Source organism: Noviherbaspirillum denitrificans, from assembly GCF_002211445.1.
In the GTDB taxonomy this organism is placed as follows: Bacteria; Pseudomonadota; Gammaproteobacteria; order Burkholderiales; family Burkholderiaceae_D; genus Noviherbaspirillum; species Noviherbaspirillum denitrificans.
In genome coordinates, this window is sequence record NZ_LSTO01000001.1 from 586169 (window position 1) to 607492 (window position 21324).

22 protein-coding genes are annotated in these 21324 nt (G+C 61.1%); 1 reads left to right on the forward strand and 21 read right to left on the reverse strand.

Features of this window, described 5'->3' with window-relative positions:
* Window positions 1-2 precede the first annotated feature (2 nt).
* The 21 genes from AYR66_RS02955 to AYR66_RS03050 form a co-directional block, all read right to left on the reverse strand.
* Window positions 3-1058 (reverse strand): hypothetical protein, encoded by a 1056-nt coding sequence (locus AYR66_RS02955; protein ID WP_206047034.1) that lies wholly within the window; start codon window positions 1056-1058, stop codon window positions 3-5.
* The gene (locus AYR66_RS02960; RefSeq protein WP_206047035.1) at window positions 1055-4972 is read right to left on the reverse strand and encodes a mitotic spindle assembly checkpoint protein MAD1; all 3918 of its coding nucleotides are present in this window, start codon (window positions 4970-4972) and stop codon (window positions 1055-1057) included. Before AYR66_RS02960 ends, AYR66_RS02955 begins: the two co-directional genes overlap by 4 nt.
* Window positions 4973-5301: 329 nt before the next feature.
* A complete protein-coding gene (locus AYR66_RS28695) occupies window positions 5302-5694 on the reverse strand; it encodes a DUF1799 domain-containing protein (protein WP_170942044.1) in 393 nt (130 codons plus the stop codon).
* On the reverse strand, window positions 5670-6008 hold the full coding sequence (locus AYR66_RS28700; RefSeq protein ID WP_170942045.1) for a hypothetical protein: 339 nt from the start codon (window positions 6006-6008) through the stop codon (window positions 5670-5672). The genes AYR66_RS28695 and AYR66_RS28700 overlap by 25 nt, the downstream gene beginning before the upstream one ends.
* A gap of 40 nt (window positions 6009-6048) precedes the next feature.
* Complete coding sequence (locus tag AYR66_RS02970; protein ID WP_088706284.1) at window positions 6049-7011, reverse strand: phage tail tube protein; 963 nt, start codon at window positions 7009-7011, stop codon at window positions 6049-6051.
* A gap of 3 nt (window positions 7012-7014) precedes the next feature.
* The gene (locus AYR66_RS02975) at window positions 7015-7194 is read right to left on the reverse strand and encodes a hypothetical protein (protein ID WP_088706285.1); all 180 of its coding nucleotides are present in this window, start codon (window positions 7192-7194) and stop codon (window positions 7015-7017) included.
* A 2-nt stretch (window positions 7195-7196) separates the two neighbouring features.
* Window positions 7197-7631: a hypothetical protein gene (locus AYR66_RS02980; protein WP_088706286.1), complete on the reverse strand. Its 435-nt coding sequence runs from the start codon at window positions 7629-7631 to the stop codon at window positions 7197-7199.
* Window positions 7628-7906: a head-tail joining protein gene (locus AYR66_RS02985; RefSeq protein ID WP_088706287.1), complete on the reverse strand. Its 279-nt coding sequence runs from the start codon at window positions 7904-7906 to the stop codon at window positions 7628-7630. The genes AYR66_RS02980 and AYR66_RS02985 overlap by 4 nt, the downstream gene beginning before the upstream one ends.
* Window positions 7906-8184 carry a hypothetical protein gene (locus AYR66_RS02990; RefSeq protein ID WP_141104011.1) on the reverse strand — a complete coding sequence of 93 codons (279 nt, stop codon included), beginning with the start codon at window positions 8182-8184 and terminating at the stop codon, window positions 7906-7908. Before AYR66_RS02990 ends, AYR66_RS02985 begins: the two co-directional genes overlap by 1 nt.
* Window positions 8185-8285: 101 nt before the next feature.
* Window positions 8286-10154, reverse strand: coding sequence for a phage major capsid protein (locus tag AYR66_RS02995; RefSeq protein ID WP_088706289.1), 1869 nt, complete (start codon window positions 10152-10154; stop codon window positions 8286-8288).
* 35 nt (window positions 10155-10189) lie between these two features.
* Window positions 10190-10429 (reverse strand): hypothetical protein, encoded by a 240-nt coding sequence (locus AYR66_RS03000; protein WP_088706290.1) that lies wholly within the window; start codon window positions 10427-10429, stop codon window positions 10190-10192.
* A 261-nt stretch (window positions 10430-10690) separates the two neighbouring features.
* Window positions 10691-12190 carry a phage portal protein gene (locus AYR66_RS03005; protein WP_170942046.1) on the reverse strand — a complete coding sequence of 500 codons (1500 nt, stop codon included), beginning with the start codon at window positions 12188-12190 and terminating at the stop codon, window positions 10691-10693.
* Between the two features lie 41 nt (window positions 12191-12231).
* On the reverse strand, window positions 12232-12789 hold the full coding sequence (locus AYR66_RS03010) for a hypothetical protein (protein ID WP_141104012.1): 558 nt from the start codon (window positions 12787-12789) through the stop codon (window positions 12232-12234).
* 51 nt (window positions 12790-12840) lie between these two features.
* Window positions 12841-13128, reverse strand: a complete 288-nt coding sequence (locus AYR66_RS03015) for a Mor transcription activator family protein (protein ID WP_088706293.1) — start codon at window positions 13126-13128, stop codon at window positions 12841-12843.
* A 3-nt stretch (window positions 13129-13131) separates the two neighbouring features.
* Window positions 13132-15150, reverse strand: coding sequence for a phage terminase large subunit family protein (locus AYR66_RS03020; protein WP_170942047.1), 2019 nt, complete (start codon window positions 15148-15150; stop codon window positions 13132-13134).
* A gap of 7 nt (window positions 15151-15157) precedes the next feature.
* Entirely contained in the window at window positions 15158-15655 is a 498-nt protein-coding gene (locus AYR66_RS03025) for a terminase small subunit (RefSeq protein ID WP_088709569.1), read from the reverse strand.
* A 94-nt stretch (window positions 15656-15749) separates the two neighbouring features.
* The gene (locus tag AYR66_RS03030; RefSeq protein ID WP_088706295.1) at window positions 15750-16523 is read right to left on the reverse strand and encodes a hypothetical protein; all 774 of its coding nucleotides are present in this window, start codon (window positions 16521-16523) and stop codon (window positions 15750-15752) included.
* Window positions 16520-16888, reverse strand: a complete 369-nt coding sequence (locus AYR66_RS03035; protein ID WP_088706296.1) for a hypothetical protein — start codon at window positions 16886-16888, stop codon at window positions 16520-16522. Before AYR66_RS03035 ends, AYR66_RS03030 begins: the two co-directional genes overlap by 4 nt.
* 385 nt (window positions 16889-17273) lie before the next feature.
* A complete protein-coding gene (locus AYR66_RS03040) occupies window positions 17274-19610 on the reverse strand; it encodes a virulence-associated E family protein (protein WP_088706297.1) in 2337 nt (778 codons plus the stop codon).
* Window positions 19611-19766: 156 nt separating this feature from the next.
* Window positions 19767-20120: a helix-turn-helix domain-containing protein gene (locus tag AYR66_RS03045; RefSeq protein WP_088706298.1), complete on the reverse strand. Its 354-nt coding sequence runs from the start codon at window positions 20118-20120 to the stop codon at window positions 19767-19769.
* Between the two features lie 56 nt (window positions 20121-20176).
* Entirely contained in the window at window positions 20177-20665 is a 489-nt protein-coding gene (locus tag AYR66_RS03050) for a phage regulatory CII family protein (RefSeq protein ID WP_234814700.1), read from the reverse strand.
* A 127-nt stretch (window positions 20666-20792) separates the two neighbouring features.
* Between AYR66_RS03050 and AYR66_RS03055 the strand changes: the two genes are divergently transcribed.
* On the forward strand, window positions 20793-21104 hold the full coding sequence (locus AYR66_RS03055) for a hypothetical protein (RefSeq protein ID WP_088706299.1): 312 nt from the start codon (window positions 20793-20795) through the stop codon (window positions 21102-21104).
* Window positions 21105-21324 lie beyond the last annotated feature (220 nt).

Sequence of the window (21324 nt, forward strand, 5' to 3'; positions counted from 1 at the left end):
GTTTAAATTTCCTCCAGCTCAAGGCTGATAACTGCATGTTGAGGGTGTCTGAGGTTGATACTGAATCGCTTGTAAATCCCGAGAATCAGGAGCGCCTCGAAGTAGTCGTCGGAACTGTCATCCAGGCCTGCCCATACGGCCGGCGTTGCGTTGAGCGCATCCCGCAAGTCGCGCACGCGGTTGACGCGGCTCTTTTCAAGCCAGATCTGCTGAACCGTCTTTGGCACGTTCCGGCGCGGCACCAGTTCGCTGCTGCCGTCGAAATTCCGCGTCACCGTCGAGAAGTTCAAGACGTCGGACTCCGCCGAATACTGGACATCCCCAATGTATTCATAGGACCCGAGCACGCACGCGCCACACTGCACATTTCCGGACGTTGCCGTGAGCGTGACCGTGATTACTGCGCCGGTATATGGCGGGAGGTCGAATAAGGCAAGGCTAGGTTGCGTCGCAAATGCACGGAAAAAGTAGTCATACCAGTCCAACACCTCGCGCTTGTTCAGGTCCTTGGTGATCGTGTACACGGTCGAACCACCGTTTGTCACCGTTATGGTTGCCGAGTTGGCGACTACGCCAAGCAAGGCAATTGAGTCCACGCGCCGCCCCGGCGTGATCACCACCGTCAGCGAACCAGGGACGGACGTTGCCGTGTTCCGCAGGACGTCGAACATCGCCCATTTGTTCGTCGGACCGATCTCCAGCCACTTTGTCGTGTTTGTCAGCGCGTTCCCTGTATTACCGGCGGCCAGCGACTCGTAGACCAGGTGCGCCGTCGCATCGATCACCCTATCGCCTAGCGCATAGGTCGCACCACCGGAATAGGTTTGATAGGTCGTCCCGATGACCGTCCACCAGCTCGGCGAACTCGCTGGCGTGTTACCGGTATTGCCGCCTTGCAGCGACTTATAAATGGTGAGCAAGCCCGCGCTGCCAGCAACACTGGCCGTTGCATCAAGCGCATACGTTGTCGCCGCATTGTAGGCAGCCGGCGCTGTCTCAACGACGGTGCTGCTCGTCAGCATCACATCCGTAATATCGAGAGGAGGAATTACATTCATGCCGTCACCGTCACGTTAATCGACGCTCCGTCCGGAGAGATCCGGCGGAAGAAACTTTCTTGCGCATTCGAGCTCGCCGCAATGCGCTCTAACGCCGCTTGCTGTTGCTCGACCTTTTGCGTCAGGCGCTCAACGGCGCCAGCGAGAACCGCGCTGCCACCGCTGAGAATTTCCTGCGTCTTGGCCGCATTGAAGATACGCGCCGCACCGGTATTGATGATTTCCGGACCGTCCTCACCAACCAGCGCGATGCCGGCTGGCTTATCACCTCCACTGGCATAGCCGCGCACGGCCTTCACACTGTCCCGGAATGCCTGCTCAATTTCGGGAAGCGGGATTCCCTTATTGAACTGGCCAGCCCAGTACGCTCCGCCCTCCTCCGTCAAATAGGACATGTCACTAAAGGTCGCATAAAGTCGTTCGACGGCAGACAGCTTATCGGTCGCGCCCTGGCCATTCGCAGCGCCGCCGTATCCGCCACCTGCACCGTAACCGGATCCACCAAACACGGCGCTATTGGCTCCGCCGCCGGTCGCACCTGCTACCGTCGCGCCCGCGATCGTGGATTTGAAGGAAGTGAGCGCATCAGCCACCGACATGATTGACGTGTCGATTCCCCTCAACACGTCAATCTGTTGCTTCGCCGAATTGACAATGTCATCCAGTCGCTGAGTCTCGGCGCGGTAACCATCCTCTGTCGCCTTCTTCTGATCCTCCAGCGCCTTGAGCGTCTTTTCCTCAACAGAGAGTTGCGCATCCGTCAGACCGGCCAACTCCTCAATGTTGTTGCGGTCGCGCATGAAATCGCGACGGAAGTCAGTGAGCGTCGCATACAGCTGCTCGTTCGGCTGCGCCACGGTGTCCAGCGCGCCCGCCAGTACATCAGCGTCCGGAAGAACGCCGCCCGCCCTGGCGATTGCAAGAGCGGCTGCGATCTGCGCCGAAGCCTGCGCACGGCCAGCCGCAGAATCGGCCGGGAGCCGCATCCGATCCACCGTGGATTTCAACGAGCTGGCCAGGCTCGACAGCTTGCCGATCCTGCCATTGACCGTGTCAATGCTGACGCTCAATCGCGCCATCGCATCTTCATATGCCTTGGCGACGGTGTCTTTCTGCGCCTGGACGGCACGCTGCAGCGCAGAGAATGCACCATCGACGGCACCCATCGCCTTGTCCAGCGTAGGCTTGCTAACCTTTTCCGCCGATTCCATCATCGTTGCAAACGCACCGGACACCTTGAGAAGCGCCGCCACTGCAGGAGCGCCAGCTTCACCGAGCGCCATCTCTGCATCGACCAGGGCACGGAATTGCTTCTTCGTCTCCGGCACGGTCAGGCCGACTTCCTGCAGGACGTCGGCAATCTGCTTCATCGTATTGGCACGCTTCTCTTCGTCGGAATAGAAGTTGTCATAGTACGAACCCGCCGCGCTCGCCAGCGCATCGATACCCCCTGCCGCCTTGATCAGTGTGGAAACCGCCTTGTCACTCAGATTCGCAAATCCCTTGAGCGTATCGCCCATGATGACGAGCGCCCTCTGCGTCGCGTTGATCTTGTCGACCACCGTAGCGAGATCAGCAAGCGCCGGCGAATCGCCGAGTTGGTCGAGCATCGACTTCGCCCAGTCCGGCAAACCGACGTCATTGAGCGCATCGCGCACGGACCGGCTCAACGCGGCCAGGTACTCGTTGCGACCGGCTTCGCCGTCGTTGAATTCCCGAGGTGCCCAACGGCTCTGGCGATTGCTGTCCCAGTCGATCAGCGTCTGCCCCATCTTCTGCACCAGCAGCGCGCCCCATGCGCCATCCTTGCTGGTGTCGTCGGCAAACGCGGTTGCGGCCGAATAACCGGCCGACTTCCCGAAGGTCTCGGCGGTGCTGTTGAGGATGCCGGCAATGCTGGAGGCCAAGCCGGAGACCATTGCCTCCGATTCCTTTGCGGTCGCAATGTCCATAAAGCCGAGCGACCGTGCGTCGATCAGCGCTGTCCCGAACTGGTCGGAACGCGCAGCGCCGCCGGTGTGCTTAGTGCCGGAGTCGTCCAGATGCTTAACCAGAGCCACTACCGCACCGATGCCAAGTGCAATCGGTCCGAGGTAGCCCGCAACCTGCCCGAGTGCCGTCGATAGCGAGCCCGCCCCGACGTCGAGCGCCGACGACAAGGCCGACAGCGGATTGACCCCGGCCGTCAGCTGCGCGAATCCCGCAGAGATCCCGCTCCCGAAGTTGCCGGCAAGTGCACCGATGCCCGACATGATCCCGCCAACGTTGCCAAGCGCCCCGGCCTCGCCGGCAGCGCCGGCCGTTGCCGCGCTGGCAGCGCCTGCTCCGCCCATGACGCCCGACATCACGCCCTGGATCGCAAACTTGAGGCCATTCGTTTTGACGTAGTTGCGAATACCGTCCCAGAATGACTTAAAGAAGCCCTTCCCGGCTTCAAAGCCACGATATAGGGAATCGGTCAGGCCTTGGCGGACGCTGTCATTGAACTTGGTCCACTCTTTGGCCGCTTCCTCCGCCTCATCGGCGAGAACCTGCTTTGCAGCCCCGTCACGCTTCGCGTTTGCCAGCTTGTTCTTGGCAGCGGCCGCACGCTCCAGGTCAGCCGCATACTGCAGATAGGCGTCGTGCAGAGGTCCGGCATAATCCGCCGCCGCTCGAAGAGCCGCAGCGGCCTCTCGATCGGAGGCCGCCTCCAGGTCGATTTTTTCCGCAATCAGGTCGGCGATCTGCTCCTTGCTCAGACCGATCTCTGCGTTGTGCTCGCGCTGTTTTTCCAGCTCGTCCTGAACCTTTTTGACTTCCTTCTCACCGACGGCAATCAGCTCGTTTGATGCCTTGGCCATTTCGCGCTTGATCGCGACATTGCGCTCGGACACAACCAGCGTGTCGAGCAACTGCCGGACGCGCGCCTCTTCCTTCTCTGTCAGGCTGATTGTATTGTTTTCCAAGTCAGCGTTGACCTTGGCAAGCAGCTTCTGCCCGTCCGTCGCCTTCTCATCGATCCGCAACTCCATCTCCTGGACCGAGATTTTTTCCTTGAGCGTCGCGACCAGCTTCTGATAGTCGGAAATGCTTTCCTTCTTGTCCTTGTCCTTGTCGTTGATGTTCGTAAAGTCGAGCTTCTTCTTCACGCCCTCAGCAGCGGTCCCAGCGGCCGCCATGTCTGCGATCCGCGCCCGGAGCTTCTGACCAAGGGTTTCTTCGGACCAGGTTTCATCCAGGGTTTGCTTCAAGCCGTCCCAGATCGCCTTACCCCGCACGCCGCCGGCCTCGAAGGCTTTCAGCGCGCCGGAGAAATCGCCACGCTTGACGGCGTCGAACACTTCGGCGACCGTCGTAAATTCGCTGCCGAGCTTGGCCGCCACAGCACCAATGATCTCGCCCAGGCTGAGGACCACGCGCTTGACACCGGCAAAGGCATCCATGACATAGGTTGCACCGGTAATCGCGTTCTGCGTCCAACGCGCAATGCTGCCGTCGGCCGACAGTCTCCGGATTTCTTCCCGCAGTCCGCCGGTCCCGTTCGTCACATCGAGGAACGCCTGCAGCCCGATATTGAGCGCAGGGATCATGCCGACGGCCAATTCCTTCTTCCACGCCCCGCCGCTGCTCGTCAACTTCGTCAGGTTGTCGCCGAAATTGTCCGCTGCGGCAGCCTGCTCGGTCGTGATCTTTGCCTGCAGGTCAGCAGTTTCCGCGAGATCTTTCATGAAAGGCAGCATCTGCGCGCCTTCCTTGCCGAGCAGCGCCATTGCAACAGCCGCTTTGCCGGAGCCGTCCTCGAACTTGTTCATTGACTCAGCAATGGTGCGCATCTGCTGGTCGGGACTGAGGTTTTTGAAGGTGTTGAAATTGATACCAAGAGCTTCGAGCGCCTTGCCAGCGCCCTTGCTTTCCTCGGTCGCGCCGGACATGTTCTTGGCCAGCTTGTTCATCGAGCCGGCGATCTGCTGGACACTGACGTCGCTGTATTTGCCGACTGACGCAAGGCCCGACAGCGCCTCGACAGATGCACCAGTCTGGATGCTCAGGTCGTGCAGCGCACCGGCCGCCTCGGTTGTGTCCTTGACGATGCCTGCAAAGGCCGCGATCGAAAGGCCGCCACCGATTGCAGTAAGGCCGGCGATCGACGCGGACACCTGGCCGATCCGGTCCCCTACCTGCTTCAAACCGCCCATCACGGTCTGAACGCCTTCCAATGCCAACTTGATTTTTGTTTCAGCCATGATGGGAGTCTTGTCCGTTATTGTGCCGCTTGCTCTAACTCGTCAAGGTATGCCGCCTCCATCGCGCGCAACCCGTCAAACAGCTCTTTTCGCTTCTTCTTCGGCACCAGGAGGACGTCTTTCATGTACGCCACCACCGAACCGTAATCCAGACCTTCCTTGCCGTTCACCCCTACGCGCCACTGCGTCTGAACCTGCAACCAAAGATTGAAGTTTTCGACGCATTCAGGCCATAGGGCAAACTCCTCTTCGACCTCCAACCGCCCCTCAGGAGACAGACCGAAGAAGGCGGCCGCGGCGTTGACCTCCGCCTCGGGCTCGGGGTCGCTGCCATCCCTGGACGGAATTCGCAGCTTCCCGCGTGCCAGAAGCGCCGCCGCGCGCCTTAGTTTTTTTCCTTCGCTCCACACTCCTTGAGGTAGGAGTTGAAGGCGACGGCGGGCAGGCCCGGCAGGCTGAGCATGACGTCGAACGCTTCGGCGCTGAAAGGAACCGGATTGTTTTCGTCGTCGATCACCAGGCGCTGATCGCTCCAGTTCCGCGTGACCCCCTTCATGAAGTCCGAAATCAAGCCATCGCCCTGCTTGGTCTTGGCCGTGATTTCGTTCTGCATCAAGCGGGCGCAATCGAGCGAGAAGTTGTGCTGCTCCTCCTTGCCGGCGTTGTTGACGGTGAACTTCACCGGCACGATCACGGTGTTGGCTACTGCGAGTTTGAATGCCATGTTGTTTTGTCCTGGTTATGTAACTGGTTGAACCCGCCGCTTACACGCAGGCGAGACGGAATTCGTCGTTGCCGGACTGCGGCACGAAGCGCATATCGAAGCCGATGAGGCGACGCCCATTCTTGTCGACCTTCTTCGGATTGATCAGCTGCACCGCCGGCGCATGGATGATCATCTTGTAGCCGGTCGCCGTGCCGATCGTGAAACCAAGGCTTTGCAACGTGTTGGCCTTCACGCTGGTCATCAGCGTGACTTCCTGTGCGGCCGTCAGGTCCAGCTCAGTAGATCCGGTTACCTGCCGATCGGTAATGTCGACGGTCTCCGAGCCAAGCAGCGCGGTGAAGTTGACCGAGTTGCCCAGGTTGATCTCGATGCCGGAGCTGGAGTAAGCGGTGCCGCCGGAGAGCGCCCCGGTTGCGTAGCTCGCGCCAAGCGTCACATCGACCACGTTGCTCATCTTCATTGCCACCGGAGCCTTCCACGCGGTATAGGTCGGCGTTGCGTTTGCGGTCGCAGTCACGCCGCCGTCCACGCCGACGACGTCGAATTTGAGAACCGGACGCTCGCCCACCTTTGCGCTCAGCGTCACGTTGCCCATTACGCCGAGCAGCTTGTGCAGGACGCCGTCGTCGTAGTAGTAGACGGTCGCCGTCTTCAAGGACGAAGAGACAGGCGTGTATTCGACGCGTGCCGGTGTCGCGAGAATGCCTTCGGCGATCGCGCATGCCTGCATTGCAGCACCCCATGCCGGAGCCGTGCCTGCAGCGCCAGAGCCGGCAAGTTCCAAAGTGAAGGATGCCTTGACGCTTGCGACGCCTACCAGCTGCTCACTCGCTCCGAAGTAGCCGCGCATCAGGTTGCGGTCGACGTTCTGCGCATCCAGCGGCGCGATGCTCATGTCACTGACGAGCAGCGCATTCGCGGCACCAGTCGGAACGGCATCGGTGCCCGCAGTAACTTCATTTTTCAGCAGGATGACGGTGTTGCGAATATAGCGGGGCATGATTTACTCCTCGGTTTGGTTCGTCGGTTCAGTCGGCTGCTCGCGCGGAATCCATTGCTTTGCATCGTCATCCCACGTCCAGCTTCCGCCGCCAGGCGGGTTGGGAATCGTTTCAGGCTGTTGCTGAATCGTTTCGGGCTGTTGCGGAATTGCCTCCGCCTGGCTGTTTCTCGATTTGCTCATGGTCAGTCCAGTGTTGAGTTGTTGGTACGGTGCTCGACCGGATACATCATCCGAATCCAGCCTGTTTTCTGCCCCTTCGAGTCATACTCCGCGTCGATCGACGGAATGCCAACATAGGCAACAACACCGCCGAGCGTCGGATCTGCTGCGATGCGCTCATAGACACCCTTAAGCAGCGGATCAACTGCGAGGTCCCCCGTCTGCGCGGTGCTCTTTGCATACAGTTCGACAGAGATCATCGAAATCCAGTCGATTGGAGCGCCTGCGATCGTCGACTCTTTCGGCCTCGCCCCGTCGAATTGCACATTCACGGCATTCGTATGTTGCTCGGCGATTTCACGCGGCATCGCGCGTAAGACGTTGCTCGACACCGAGGGGCTTTCCTCTAAGCGAGAGACGAAGGCGGCAACGATGCCGGCAAAGATGGTATTGCTCACGCCGTTTCCTCCAGCAGGAGAATGCTCATGCCAGTCCCGTCCGGATGGTGCTCAGCGATCGCATACGTCACGCTGCCCACGATAAGCAGCTTGCCAACGGGATTTGCAGGAACGCTCTCGGTGCCCAGGGTGAAGGCAGGGTTTGATACGGCCATGCCGACACCAGCGCCGGCATGGCTGTAGGCGTTGTCGAAAATACCGCGCACGGAGACGCCGTCGAGCATGGCTGCGACGCCGAAATCAGAGAAGAACGGAGCGGTATTTTCAACAAACATTACTGACCGCCTGCGCCGGTGTTGTCGTTTTCGTTGCCGCCGTTGCCGTTGGCGCTGCCGTCATTGCTGCCGGTCTGTCCGTCCTGCTGCTGACCGCTCGCGCCGTCCGTCGTCGCGCCCTTGGCAGCGCTCTTTGCAGACCCCTTGGCCTCGGCCTTGACGTACTCGGCACGACCCATGCCGACAACAACGGCCGCGTCATCCACGTCCACCTCGACCTTGACGCCGCGTGCGTAGGACTGGCCGCCGATCATCACCGGCTCTTTGATCTTGATCATCGCTTTCATTGCTTGCCCTCGATTGGTTTGGAAAATGGCGGACGCCTGGTTAAAGCGTCCGCCGTTCAAAGTGCAGACGTCTGCACTTGTGGCTTGGTCAATTACGAGGTCAGGCCGTCAGTCATCGCCGAGAAGCTGGCAGCCAGACGTACTGCCACGTCGATGTACTGGTTCGCAGTGAGGATCACTTCGCCCGTGCCTGCTGCGGTGTACGGATCCACCACGATGTCCAGGCCGCCAAACAGACCGATTACCAGGTCCGACCAGTCGGAGCCGAACGCCAGCGAGGAGCAAACGCCGTTCGCCGTGCCCTTGGTGCCAGTGCTGGACATCGTGTTGGTCACGGCAGCGCGGTAGCCGTTGAGCGGCTGCGCAGCGTTTTCCCAGATGAACGGCAGGTTGGCGGCCTTTTGCTTCTGCTTGAGCCAGCCGCGAGTCTTGGTGTTGACGATGTAGCCGGAACGCTGGTCAGGCTCCGCATTCGCGTTCGCGCATGCGGTTTCCAGACCAACGATGTGGCTCCAGTCGATCTGCGCGCCGTTCGTGCCGCCAATTACCGAGCCGATGCCAGCAGTTGCCAGCAGGCCGCGCGCCTCGTTGCCGGTAGCGGTGCCGTTGATCGCCTGGTCCTGAATCTTGACCGCGATCGTCTGCGTGAGGTCGTCGCGCAGCATTGCGTCCACGTCGAGCGAGCCCTGGAGGAGGGCTTGCTTGGAATACGGGACCTTGCCGGTCACGCGCTTCGGATTGAGCGCGATCTGGTTGGTTGCAACCGAGCCGGACGATGCGTTGCCGTTTTCACCCGGCATGTTCACGGTGGAGCCGGATGTCTTGCGCGGAATGGCAATGTTGCCGGTGAGGCCGCCCAGGAAGCGGACGCCCATCGCAGCCAGGACCATGTTGTTGCGCAGAACGTCGACGAACTCGTTACCCAGGACCGAGGTCTGGATCAGATTGCCGCCTTCGGCTGCAGTGCCTGCAGCAAAGCTGCGAGTAAAGCTGTCGACGGGCACAAAGAATCCCTCCGGCGTCATGCCGGCGCGCTTCGCGACCGCTTCCGATGCGGCACGCTCCAGACCGGCCTTGGACCAGTCGCCGGAAAGCTGAGCCTGCACGGCGCGCAGGATGCTGTACTGCTTGCGCTCTTGCGCGCTGAGACCGATCTCGGCCTCGGCCGCGCTGGAATGACGCGAGGAGATCTTCTCCATGAGCGCATCCTTGAACTGCTCGACCGTCTTGCCGCCGCGAATGAAGTCAGCGACCATTTCGCGAGCGCCGAATTTTTCGTAGGAGTCCGCGATCGCGAGCAGATCTGCGGTGCGTTTTTGTTCGGCCTGACGGCCTTGTGCGACTGCGTTGTCATCCATGACAATGACCCTTTCAGGTGTTGGGGTTGTGGGTTGGGAACGGACTTCGACAGCAGGCGGAGTCGCCTCCGGCCGCTCAATGATGGTTTCGACGTCTTCGGCTCCCGCCGATCTGCCTACACCGACAGTGGGATCCGCAGGAACAGCAACCAAGCTGATTTCCATCGGCTCCCAATCTGTAACTCGATACACTTCTTTTTTGAACTCGGCCTCTTCGAGCACCATCTTGTGCACGATGTAACCGACCGAGATGCAGGAACGGATGCCGTCAACGACATCCTGGAAAATCTCTTCTGCCCGCGCGCTTCGCGAGAAGCGAACGATTGCGCGACCGACGCGGTCCTTGTCGATCCACGCTTTCTCGATGACGCCGATTTGCTCGGAGGTCCGGTGATCCAGCAGGAACGCGCAGCAGCCCGAGGCTAAGCGATCGAGGCGGACGGACTTCGGGCCATGGTCAAGAATCTCGGTGCCGAAGTAGCGCTCATACGGCTCCTCCGAAGAGAAGGCGACAGGAACAGTGCGCGCCTCCTGGTCGACCCCGTCGCGTTGCAGGCTAAAGTCGCGATACAGAGTTCCGGTCTTGATTTTCGACGTTGTCATGCGTGCTCTCGCTTTCGTGTGTTACGTCTGGCCGATTACTGCGCCGGAGTGAAGTCGACGTAGAACTCCTGCCCAAGACCGAATTGCTTGCCGGCCTCACCGTTGATCGTTGCGAGTTCGATCTGACCGCTCGGCGTCGCAGCGTAGAACGCTGCGTTTTCCTCACTGCCAGACGTAACAGGTGCCAGACGGACCGTCTGGATCTCACCCTTCGCTTTGTCCCAGTGCTCTTGCCTGGTGATGCTGGTGACTTTGAACTTTGCGCGGACGGTCATTTGTTTCCCTCAATAATCACGTTGACGATGTCCGGCATGATGCGTGTTGCCGCGTGACATTTTTAGGGAAGGATGTCACTTTCGATTAGTCGTAGCGGATCGGCACCCGGATGACGCCCCCGGAAATCCGCTCGATACTGCGGTCATCTGGCAGGTTGGCGGTCAATGGTTTGCGATTGGGACAGTCGACGTGTGAGCATCCAATCTCGAATTGCTTATTGCACACGGGGCACGGCTGCTGCTTCGTCTGTCCCATACGCTCTACTCCTCGGCCGCCGGCGCAGGAGCCGGATCCGGAGTCGGAGGAACGGGCTCGCCGCTGAGATTGATCTTGAGGCGCCGCGCCTCTTCCTCCTCGGCGGCCAGCTGCTGGAACACCTCATCGATGTCGCCGCCCTGCTCCGTGATGATCTGCTTGCGACTCTTGAGCCCGCCGCGCACGGCCGCCATGTTGGCCTCGACGTCCTTGAGCGGATCCACCCACGCCCAGCGACGGCTCTGCCATGCGTGCGCGCCGAACTTCTCCAGCTTGGCGATCGGCAGCGCGCTCCCGTTCGGCATCGTGATCGCGCCCCGCATGAGCGCCATCTGCAGCCAATCCATGAACACTGGCTCGCAGAAGGACTCAACCATCCAGGCCTGCAGCGCCATCCACACGTCACGCTCCTCCAGGAGGCCGGCACGGATGGAGCTAAAGTTCACGCCCTCCAGATCGTTGGCAAGCGAGTTGTAAGAGACCAGGAGGCCGCTCGCGATCCCACGCAGGCAGAGTTTGATAAAGACATCCGTGTTTTGCGCCGGATAGTCCGGATCCCATGCCTTGAAGTCGTAGCCCTTCGGAAGGACGCTGAACGTTCCCGGATCCGCGTCCGTGACAAATTCGCCCTCCTCGTCCTCGCCGTCGGAAAGCGGTTCGGCATCGCCGTCCGGACTGGTGAAAAAACCCATCTTTGCCGCGCCGGTGCGGGCCGCGACAACAACGGCCTCCTCATAGCCGGCCAGCATGTTCATGCGCAGCATGGCCGCATGCGCCCAGGGAATCCCGCGAGACTGCTCCAGGAGCTCCGGCACGAAGCAATGGAAGATGTCATCGGCCGGCACGCGCTCGACGCGGACAGACTGCCCGTTGATCGTCACCGGCATGCTCTCGCCTGGATGCAGCGTGAGGAGGTGATAGGCAACCGGCCGCCCGTAGGAGTTCATCTCGATCCCCATACGGATGAAATTGCCGTTGGAGAGCGTCTGATTGAACGCGACCGGCAAGCGGGAGATGTCCAGCACCTGTAGTGCATAGCCGAACGCATTGACCGTCTTGCCGCGCACGCGCCGGATCAGGATCTCGCCATCGCGGGCGACCGACTTGATGAACAGCTTTTGAATGTCGACGAAGCTGAGACGCCCCGTCACATCGCAGACGCCGCGCTTTGCCCACTTGAGAAACGCTGCCTCAATCGCATTGTTGGCCAGCTCGTCCTTTTTCCCGCCCGGATCCGTGACTTGGCACTGCAGCTGGTGCCCCTTCGGGCCGACAACGCCATTGCCCACCATGTTGAGGAACTTGCGGAAATAGTCGTTGTTGTTGCCGAGGTCCCTCGATCGCGCCCGCATGACGTCGAGCGATCGGAAAATATCCGCGTCCGCGCTCACGTTGCTGACATTCCATCCTGCAGTAAGGCGCGAGCTCGACGCAGCGGCAAAGGTGCGGACCCGAATCGGACGCAGGACCGGCTCGGTCCTGACGATTGCCGGCTGCTCTTTCACGTAGCCAAGGCGCGAAGCCAGGCGCGTTAATACATTTGCCATTAGAACCTCACGCGGATTTTGTTCTTGGGTTTCTGGCCGCTGGCAATGCGCGCTGCGCGATCCTCGGCGTTGACTTTGTTCTGCCAGTATTCGATCTGGTTGAGGATCTCGACGGCCGAATGGAACTTCATGCGACGACCGGCAATTTCATACTCAGCGACGTGCGCATTGCCGCCGGTGATGTATGTCTGATACGCGGCCTGCAGGGCCTCCAGGGACTTGCGCGCATCGGAGCGGCCGTCGTAGGTATTGAGCGTCGCAAGGTTCGGCTTGACGATCATGCGGCTGGACGCCACGGTCAGGCGCTCAGCTCCAGCCTCGACCCATGCGGTCCAGTCATACGCACCGGCCGGATAGTCCTTGCTCGTTGCGGCCGGAATCTGCACCAGGTGATCCGCGCCGGACGCACCGGCCGTGATCTCGATCTTGGCCGATGCGTTAAGCAGGCGATACTTGAGCGTCCAGCCGGAGGTTGCCGGGAAGTCGGCCAAGGACCGCAGCCAGGAGATGGTGTCGCCGGCGACGATGATCGCGGGCTCTGTAGTCGGAGTCGTCATGCGGGCATGATGCTGGTTGCCGCGTGACATTTTTAGGGAAGGATGTCACTTTCAAGCCGCTCGCGGTTTGGCGTGCACGATGCGCCGGATCTGGCGCTCGTTAAGTTTGAAACGCTTCCCGAGCTCAGCATAGTTCGCGCCGGTAAACAATGACCGGATCAGCCCGTCACGCTCGGCGCGGCTCTGACTTCCGCCCACCTTCGGAATGTAAATCTTTTCCCCGCCCAAGTTGGTCCGCAGTTGCTCCTCCAGCACCGTAGCGACGACATCGGCAACGGCCTTGGTGAAGGCAGGATGTTGCACCACGCGCTTAGCCAGGTCCTTGATAAAGTCGCTCATTGGTTATCCCCTCCAGCCCTGAACAAATCCTGATTGCCGCACCTTGCGGGTTTTTGTCTTGCGTGCCGGCGCGGCCGGCGCTTGCTCCGTCGCGCCCTGGTCGACCTGCTCGGCCGTCTCCTGCGCCGCCTCTCGCTCGATCGGCGGCTCCGGCAGCGCGAAGAGATCGCCCGTCGGAGGCTGGACGATGGACTCCAACTTGTCCCACATCTTCTGCGTGTATCGATGCAGGTCGAGCGCGTGCGCGGCAAAGGTTGCATAGACTGTGCAGTCCAGCACCTCATTGCGCACGCCGGCGCTTTTCTTCACCCATCGATAGACCTCGCCGACAGCGGTGCGCTGCAGGATCCGGATCTCCGCCGTGAGCTGCGTATAGAACTCGTCCGGCAGCTCTTTCGAGAAATGCACGAATCCGGGCCCCGGCGTCATCACCTTGAGCTGTCCATGGATCAAGTCCTTGGCCGTGTCGGTGCCAACAAACCACAGTTTGACGCCGCGCTTGATCACCTTGCCCTTGCTGTTGACGTCCTGCATCGAGGCCTTGCCCTTGATCGGCACCCCTTGCTTGTTGTCACCCTTGACGGCGAAGATCCGCCGGCGCGCGCGCATGCGGCAGAAGTCATACACCTGGTGCGTGAAGTGACCGCCGGTGTCGATCGCCGCGGCCTCGATCGCGAGCAGCTGGCCGCTCGCGTGCCGGAACTTGGTCTGCAGGTACGTGTCGAGCTTTTCCCAGTCCCGCTCATCGGCAGGATTGGCCTGCAGGACGGTGTAGTCAATCGTCCACCGCTCCATGCCTCGCCCCCATCCGTAGACGGTGATCTCGAATCGGTTGTCCTGGACGTCGACGCCGGCCGTCAGCACCAGACAACCCATCGGCACGGTGCGCAGCGCAAACGGCTCGGCGCGCAGCTTGAGCTCGTTCTCGTCCGTCTGCTCGACCTCCTCCTCCCAGGACTCGCCGAGCGTCGTGTTGACGAAGGTCTTGAGCTCGGCCTTGTCGCCGGCTTTTGCCTTGGCAACTGCGGAGAGAAACTCGCGCACGATCTGCGCCCAGCTCGTCATCGGGCTATAGGCCGTCCAGATATGGAACGCGACCGAGTGCGGAGCCGGGACCAGGCTTCCGTCACGGTCCCGGAAGTTGCCCTCCTGGTCGATCCAGACGCCCTCGCGATCGACCCACCGGCCGCGCTTCCAGACTGAGAGATACTCCGCCTGCGTGTAGTGCACCCCGCAGGCCTCGCAAAGGTGCGTCACGGTCTCCGGATCGTCGTTGATCCACTTGAATCCATACGGCAGAGGCTGATCGTTCTTGTCCTTGCCGCCCCATCGGATCGTGTGCTCGGTGCCGCAATGCGGGCAAGGGATGTTGAACCGGAAACTGCGCTCCGCCTCCTGCTCACGCGCCTCGATCATGCTCAAGTGCTTGAGCTTCGGTGTGCTGCCGCCGATCTGTTTCGGGAACGTCGCGCCCTCGATCCGCTTGCCGGACAACGTGATCGGACTGCCCTCTTTTTCAATGTCCGTATCGAATCCGTCGACCTCATCAAGGATTGCGACATCAACCGACAGTCGCCGGTAATTCTTCGCAGCCTTCCCGCCGCGAATATGCAGCACGGAGCCGAGGAAAGTCTTTTGCCGCAGCGTGTTGTTCTTGTGCCTGGACAGGTACTCAGGGAACACGCGCTGCATGGTCTTGACGTCGCGCAGCATCGGATCGACATCCGTCTTTACAAAGTCGTCCGCGTCGTCGTCTGTCGGCTGCCAGACAGCCTGGTTCCGCCGCTTGTGCTCGGCAAAGTACGCCATGGCCGCAAGGATGATCTTCGTGTAGCCGACGCGCGCCGACTTGCGGACCCATACCTCCCTGATGTCGTCGTTGCTGATGCAGTCCATGATCCCGATCTGATACGGGAAGGCGGACCACGCCTGCTCGACATAGCTCGACTCGGCCGAAAGGTAGAAGTGCTCCTCCGCCCACTGCGACAGGCGCACAGGCGGAGGGACCTCGAACGGGGACAAGCCCCGGTCAATCGCTCGCTGAATTTCCGACAAGTCCATCGATCTCGTCCCAGTCCAGTTTTAGTGCGGCCGCCATGTTGCGCGCCTTGGCAATTTCATCGGTGATCAGTCTCAGGTCCTCACTGCTGAGATTCTTTGCTGCGCGCTTGATCTGGATCGGCAGCGCCTCCAGGACGCCGGCGACTTGCCGCGCCATGTTCGCCAGGACCAGCTCGATCAACGAGATCGGCGCGAGCTCTTTGCGCGTCTGCGCATTGACCATCGCGAACTTGTCCGCTTGTTCCTTGGCCAAGCGCGCGCGCTCCTGGACGAGGTCGAGCCCGCCCTCGGAGGCTCGGCCGGCGGCCTGCTCCCGGAGGTTGGCGCAATACGAATGCAGCCACGCGCCAGCGGGATCCCCGTTTTTTAGGACGCCTTTTGCGACCAAGGCGCTCACTGCAGGCTGAGAGATCCCGACCATGGCAGCGAACTCGCCTTGAGTGACGCGAGACGAAAGGTCAGGCATAAACATAACCCCCTAGGAAAAATGCCATGACTAGAACGCGCTCGAGGACTGAATTACCCTCAGGCGGACGCTGTAGGAAGGACCCGCGCATAACTCAGAACAATCCCTGTTGTTGTGTCGGCATGGCGGTCCTCATTGCCTTTTCGAGTTCACGCTCGAAGTGAATCGGCAGGCGCTGCTCAGCAACGCGGCTGGCCACCCCGAAGAAGTCGAAGCGCTTCGCGTATCCGGCCTGCGACGTGAAGATAAAGACCGGCCTGATTGCAGAGCCGCGCGAGAACCGCTTCTTCAAGTAGATGCCCGGCTTCAACCCTCGCACCTGTGTTGGCAGCGCGAAGTAGGTAACACCTTGCCGCGCAACGGTCCGCCTCGATGCCGCGCTGTTACTTCGGCGTGACTCAAAGCCTGACGCCATCTGCACCCGCAGCTGTGAAAGGATCTGTACGATCTGGCTCCGCTTGACGTTGCCGAAGGCATCGAGCTGCGCGCCTGCCGCAGGGATTGCGTAATCGCCCGACCGCATGAGACCTGCTGCCTGCAGTGCGCGCTCCATCCCCTTCTGCGTCCGCGCCCCCCCGTAGATCTCGGGCCCGAGGTAGCGATCGGCAGGCGTGCCGCTCCCGAAGGTGTTGTCCTTGACCCATACCTGCGCCTCCAGGTTGTCTCGCGTTGCGCGCCGGAGGAAGAGACTGTTGAGCGTGTACGGTGTCGGCTTATCGAACTTCCGCGCCATCTCGCTCTTGAGCTCATCGCGAACGTCCTGCCCTGTCTTGGTCAACGCCACCGCTGCCGCGTATCTCGCCTGCTTGCCGATATCGGCGATCTTGGACTTAATCTCGTCCAGGTTGTGGGATACGGTGATCTTCATGCCTGCTGTCCTCCTGACTTTGTGCAGACGTCTGCACTACTCGTGAATACCTTGCGCAGCTCATCCGCCTCGCGCTTGACGTCGCGATAGTCCGCCTGGTTGGCCGGACGGATGGTGATGCCGCGCCGCTTGGCATCGTCCCTCGCGAGCTGGATCCACTCAGGCTCGCGGGATTGAGCGATGCCGCGCTCATCCCAGTACGTGATCGAGGTGATCTCCAGGTTGTGCTTGGTGCCGACCTGGTGCCCGTTCTCCTCGGCATAGAAGACCGGCTCACCCCTCAGACTCCGCCGGATCTGGCCGTCAACGAACTCCTGCCCGAACACTTCCCGCAAGTGATCGACGACTCCTGCAACCCAGGGCATTTGATCTCTCAGACTTGTGCTCACTTTGTCCAACCTCCTATTGGTTGGACAAAAGGTTGGACGGCTGAAACCCGCTTGAATGCTGGTCCTGACCAACCTCCCAACCTGCCCAACCTGTTTTGAAGTTTTGCCGAAAAGGAAAAGACGGAATCCTCCCGTCGCGTATACGCGTGCGTGCGTGTGTGCGCGTGTCCGGAATCGGTTGGCGAGGTTGGGAGGTTGGCGGAGCCAATAACCACGCGGGTTTGCGCCGTCCAACCTCGAAAACAGAAGGTTGGACGACGTCGGACGAAAGCCCATCGAACCAGACCCAATGCCCTTTTCCGCCCGCAGCAATGCCGCGCACGATCCCTGGTGCAAAGTTGTCCGGTTCATCACCGATTGATTACAGCGGGAGAGCAACATCGTTCTCCTCGCTGACTTGTTGGACAGGTGCGGCCGGCGGAACTGGACGCTCATAGAAGCGCTCACGCGCCCCGTCCGTCTCCCGTCCCTTGGTCCACCCCAATTTGCGCATGCAGGCCGCGATCCGCATCGTCTCCTGCTTGGCAGGACCGAGCTTGCCGATCTCGATATGCAGCGCCCTGGTGAGCAGCTCCCGGCATGTCACGCGGTTTCGCTTGCCGAGTGTGGTCTCGCCGTCTGCGTCGATGCCCTGCACGTAGTCATAGATCCGGCCGAGCCATGGATCCGCGATCTCGCGCTTTTCCTGCTCCGGCGTGATGAGCGTTGCCTGCTCGTCCGGTGTCGGATACCAGAGCTCGCCCTGGCGCATCAGGTGCACGGCCTCGCCGAGCAGCTGCTCGCGATCGCGCCGCAACCCCTCCAGGTCGATCCTGCCGGTCTCCACCGGCCAGAATCGCCGGTTGCCCGTCGTGTCCTTGAAGTATTCGGCCTCGTTGGTCGTCGCAGCGAACACGGTCCGCCGCGCAACGTTCTTCATGCGCCGGCCGTATGGCTCGCGATAGCGGTCCGTCTGGCTCGACATAAAGGCCTTGATCGCCGTCACCTCGGAGCGGTTGAACTGCTCCAGCTCGGCGATCTCATACAGGAGGATCCCCTGGATCGAGAGGAAACCGTCCTTGTCTCCCATCTTGAACGGCGTATCAGCAAACCACTGTCCGCCGAGGATGGAGAGCGCTGTCGACTTGCCCTGCCCCTGGCCGCCTTCGAACACCGGCGCATAGTCATGCTTGACGCCAGGATGGAAAGCGCGCTTGGCCAGGCCGACGAAGAACATGAGCGAGATGAGCTGCAGGTACTCGGACTCGACCGCGCCCCAGTACGTTGAGAACGCATTGACGACACGATGCTGCCCGTCCCACTTGTCCGCACACTCCTCCAGGAGATCCGTGACCGGATTGAAAGCGTTCTCCCTGGCGGACTGTGCAACGGCTTTCTCGATCTCGCTGACCGAGGCCATCACCAGCGAATACGTATTCGCGAGGTACATGCCGAGGTGGAAGTCATCGCCCTCGGTCCACTCCCCCGGCTCGGACGGCCAGGGAGGACTCTTGCGCTTGACCTGCAGCTGCGAAAACTGATCGAGCGCGACGAGGCCGATCAGGCGCGGATCATTCTGCAACGCGATGTAGACGTTCTCGCGGCAACCCTTCACGCCGCCGCTCGCGGTCCCGATCATCATCGCTCGGATCTGCTGGAACGTCTTGCGTGCGCCAGCCGGCGGAGCGGTAGAAGCGCCCTCCGGCGGAGGTGCATCCATGTAGTCCGGGATCTCGTCCGCCGGCGCTGCCTCGACGTCCGGCAGCGGCCGCAGCTTGTCCAACCATGCCGCGACGTCGTCCGGTGTCGCACCCTCGCCGAGGAGGTCCGCGATGTCCCATCCGTCCGGCTTCACGCCAGGCGCAGGAATGTCGATGAGTCGCACCTCGCAACCGATACCGGCGAGGATCTCGCTGATCTTCGTCGCTGCAACCATCCCCGGCTGCTCATGCTCCGGCCGGATCTCCCCGGCCTGCGGATGTCCGTCCTTGTAGGTCTTCGCGTCCGCGTCCGCCCAAATGATCACCTTGCGGCCTGCGAGCGGAGACCAATCGGCTTTGCTCACGGCCTTGCCGCCGCCTGGCCATGACACGACGTCGACCAGGTGTCCGAGGACATCGAGCGCCGCGTCTGCGCACTTCTCGCCCTCGACCACCAGGACCGGGAAACCCTCGCGCAGCGGTGCCGGCAAATAGAGCGGCCTTGGCTCAGGGAAAGACAGCCAGCGCCAATCTGCTTTGCCGGTGACGGCATGGCGCGCATAGACGCACGGCAGGACTTCCTTGCCGCCGTCCGAGGTCACAAAGCGATAGATCACGCCGAGGAGACGGCGCTCCTGGTCACGATACTCCCAAAGGCGCTCCGGCTTGCCGCGCACCACATGCGCACGCGGATACGGTCCAGCATTTTCCGGCACCGGCAGGACTGGAACCCACTCCGTCCGCGCTTTCTTCGGAGCCTCTTCCACCCCTTTTGCCGCTTGCGCAGGCGCTGGTTTCTGTTGATTTTTTGGCTTCGCCGAGGAGGCCGCGGGTTTGCCGGTGTAGTTCGGATCTGGCGTGAGCTCAATGCCGAGATCGCGAGCGACCGCTGCGCAGGCCTTGCCCTGGCTGAGATCGTTGACATAGGCATAGAGGGAGATCAGATCGCGGCCGGCTTCGCCGTCCATGGCAAAGTCAGACCAGTATCCGGCCTTGTGGCCGGATAGACGAATACGCATTGATTTGCCGGCTTCGCCGGACTTAGAACCAATACAAAACTCGTTCCCGTCGCGCACGCCCTGCGGAAACCAATCCGTGAGCAGGCTCTCGATTGACTGGAGAGCTGCGTTGGCTACGCGATCAAAATCGTCAAGGTTCAAATCTGCACCATTCCCTTAAGCGGCCGCAGCAAGCGATGCCTGGAGCGCCTGCCTGGACTGCTCCATGAGCCACTGCGTGACAGTCGTGTTGCCGACTGCAGCCTCGAATGCCGGCAGGTATTTCGCCGGCATCTCGCGCCGCTCTTTCCCGTTCTTGTCGTGCCCCTCGGTCGACAGGTAATCACTGATATGGGACGGCCGCATGCCGGTCCGCTCGGCGAGCGTCGCCTGCGTCATGCCCTTGATGCGACGATGCGACCAGGCTGCGACAACGGCCTCACGATAGGTCCGCAGCTTCGCGATCTCGGACGCCGGAACGGCGCCAGGGCCTTCCAAGCAGCCCAACAGGCTCAATTGCAGCTGATCCATGATTCCCTCCTGACGCATCCCAGTGAGTTACCCAGTGACCTTGCGGCCAAATTTTTTTACTTGCTTCCCTCGGCGCGTGCGCGATACCGCTCACGCAGCTCGACGATCGCGGCAAGCGCCTCCTGCGTTTCCTTCTCCAGCTGGTCCAGCTCGGCCGCCGTGACGCGACCGTCCGCCAATGCCGAGGACGCGCTCGCGGTGACGTCGCTGCATTCCTTCATTGCGCGGCAAAGCGCGTGCGTGAGGTCGTCGTCGGAGAGGTGCTGGACTGCCGGCATGGGGAACGCAATGAGGCCGTGCCGGTAGTTCTTCGCGATGAGCGCACGGCACGGCTCCTCGACGTTGGCCTCCTGGCTGAATTCGATGATCAGGGAGTCCTCTTCGTCGTTGACGTGGTGCGTCTTGATTCCCGGCGCGAGCTTGTTGCGGAGGACGGCAACAGACATGCCCATCCGCTTTGCCAGCATTTCGATACCGCCGGGATATTCCCGCGCCAGGTTGTAGCGTGCGTCGTGCTGATTGATGTCGGAGTAGCGGTAAGTCACGGTAAACATCCCCTTTTATTAACGTCGCGCAACTCTTGCGAGACGGATAACCTTTGAATCAGTTCAAACAACAACACAAACGACGGCCGGAGATCCAAAGTGCGAGCAACGACCAAAAGGACAACGAATGACCTCAACACCTCATGTGCAAGCGATCGGCATTCCCTGGTATCGATCGGAGGACTACTCGCGCCTGCGCGCCCTCTTCACGGACGGCGATCGTCTGCCGGCGACATTCAGGCAATGGGAGAGTCGTGCCGAGGAGGTGCGCAAGAGATACGCGAGCAAGGGACACACCGTGATCAAGGCCTACATCGACCCGCAGACCTTCCCGGCCTGGTGCGCGGCCAACGGTTGCACGCTGGACGTAGACGGCCGGACGAAGTTTGCGAACGTCGAGGCCTACCGCGCCCTCATGGAGTCGAAGAGTCGCCGCTGACATCACGCGCCTTTTATCGGTCTGACCGACGCAACCACAACGACCGCATCCTCCTGGACGTCCGCTCCGGCCGTGACGACCGCATAACGATCGAGCGCCGGACGGATAAGCCAGAGGAGGAGCCGTGCATACATGGCTTTCATACGACCACCTTCAAAAAATGGGCGGGAGGTTCCAGCGTGATAAATTGCAGTTTCCACACAACAACGATCAACAAGGG